1 protein-coding gene and 1 pseudogene are annotated in these 1,809 nt (G+C 65.1%); both read right to left on the bottom strand.

All coding sequences use genetic code 11. The features are described from left to right. Positions 1 to 155: 155 nt before the first annotated feature. Positions 156 to 1,388 (bottom strand): digeranylgeranylglycerophospholipid reductase, encoded by a 1,233-nt coding sequence (locus NKF06_RS20500; RefSeq protein ID WP_058825978.1) that lies wholly within the window; start codon positions 1,386 to 1,388, stop codon positions 156 to 158. Positions 1,389 to 1,623: 235 nt separating this feature from the next. Beyond that, positions 1,624 to 1,809: pseudogene (locus NKF06_RS20505) on the bottom strand (hypothetical protein); the annotation flags it as partial.

The raw sequence follows: 1,809 nt of genomic DNA on the forward strand, positions 1-1,809 counted from the left end.
AGCGCGACGAGCGCGACGAGCGCGACGAGCGCGACGAGCGCGACGAGCGCGACGAGCGCGACGAAAGCGAGTGAGCGGCGGAGAGAAGAGAGACTGAATCGAGACGAGAGACGAGAGTCGCGGGGACCGGGAGAGATGCCCGTTCCGTCCGGTGGTTAGTTCGAGAACCAGTCTCGCGCGGTGGACGCGAGGATAGAGAGGTCTTCGAACTTGAGCATGCGGAACATGGCGAGGGGACTGCCGCCGTTCGCGGCGTCCAACTGCTCGTTGGGGAGGCGATGGAGGTCTTCGAGCAGTTTGTCGTAGCGCTCGTTGGAGGCGCGGTAGAGCATCTCCGTCATGAACAGGCGGTTTTTGACCTTCGGCGCGACGCGCTCGTGCCACAGTTGGTCGTAGACGGCGAGTTCGGACGCCGAGGTGTCGCGCTCGGAGTTCGTGAGCGCGCGGTCGGCGGTCGCGGCCGCGGCCCGGCCCGAGCGCATGCACTTGTCGATGCCCTCGCCCCACAGCGGGTCGACGGTCGGGACCGTGTCGCCGATGGCCATGAAGTTGTCCGTGCTCATGCGACCCGGAAGTTGGATGTGCGCGGAACCGCGGTGCTGTTTGCCCTCGATGCGCTCCGCGTTCGCGAAGCGCGGGTCGGTGTCGAGCCAGTACTGGAGGTAGTCGTCGATGGTGTACCCCGACTTGGCGTTGTGGCGGTGTCCCTCGTTTTGGATGTAGCAGACGCCGACTTTCGCGGTGTCGCCGCCGGTGTGGAATATCCACGAGTAGCCGCCGGGCGCGATGTCGTGGTCGAGTCGGAGCATCATCGCGTCGGTGAGGTCGCCGTAGCCCTCGGGCGCGAGGTCCATGCCCTCGAACTCGAACTCGATACCGATAGCCTGCTTTTGTCGGTCGAGGTCGCACACGTCGAGCGCCTTGGCGAGCGGTGCGCTCGGACCGGTCGCGTCGATGACGATGTCGGCGTACACCTCTTTGTCGCCGTTGTACCGGACGCCGACGATTTCGCCGCCCTCCATGATTGGCTTGGAGACGCGCGCGTCGAATAGATACTCCGCGCCGTCGGCTTCCGCCTCGTCGACGAGCCAGTTCTTGAAGTCCGCGAACTCGAGGACCGCACCGGGTTGGTGCCGGTGGTAGTGGTCGTTCGGGGACTCCAGAACGACGTCGTCGGTGAAGTTCATCACGACCTCGTCGGGGATGTTGAACGAGGCCATCGTCGACGGGAACGTCCCGGCGGTCGATTTGTTACTCCTGGAGGGGAACTCGTCTTCGGACTCGGTTTCGAGGACGCACACGTCGTAGCCTCGGGCGGCGAGGTCTCGTGCCGCCTGTCCACCTGCAGGACCCGCGCCTGCGATAATCACGTCGTAGTTGTCTGTCATTGTAGAGTAGGCATCACCGGTAGGTTGGTCGTACGCGTTACACACCCTTTCTGTAACAAGCGTGTAATCTGCTTTGGTTTTGAACGGTCGGAGCGGCGGGGACGTTCGGCAGATTCCGACCACACTGAGGCGACAAATATACCCGAAAGACGACGGGCGAGGGAGAGTGCGACGCATCACTCGACGGAGAGAGACGGCGGCCACGTAGCCACAGAACGTCGCGCTGAGGCGGGGGTCAGGCTTTCGGGATGCGGCGGACTTGGAACTCGCGGTAGCCGCCGTAGGCGGCTTCGAGCGCCCCGAGCCACCAGTTCCAGCGCGTCGCGGGGCCGCCCTCTGGCGCGTCGCGCATGTTCCGCACGATTTCGTCGCCCGTGAGCGCCGCGCCGCGGTCGGCTTCGGCCTGCCCCGAGTCGGCGAG

Source organism: Haloferax sp. AB510 (assembly GCF_024136985.1).
In the GTDB taxonomy this organism is placed as follows: domain Archaea; phylum Halobacteriota; class Halobacteria; order Halobacteriales; family Haloferacaceae; genus Haloferax.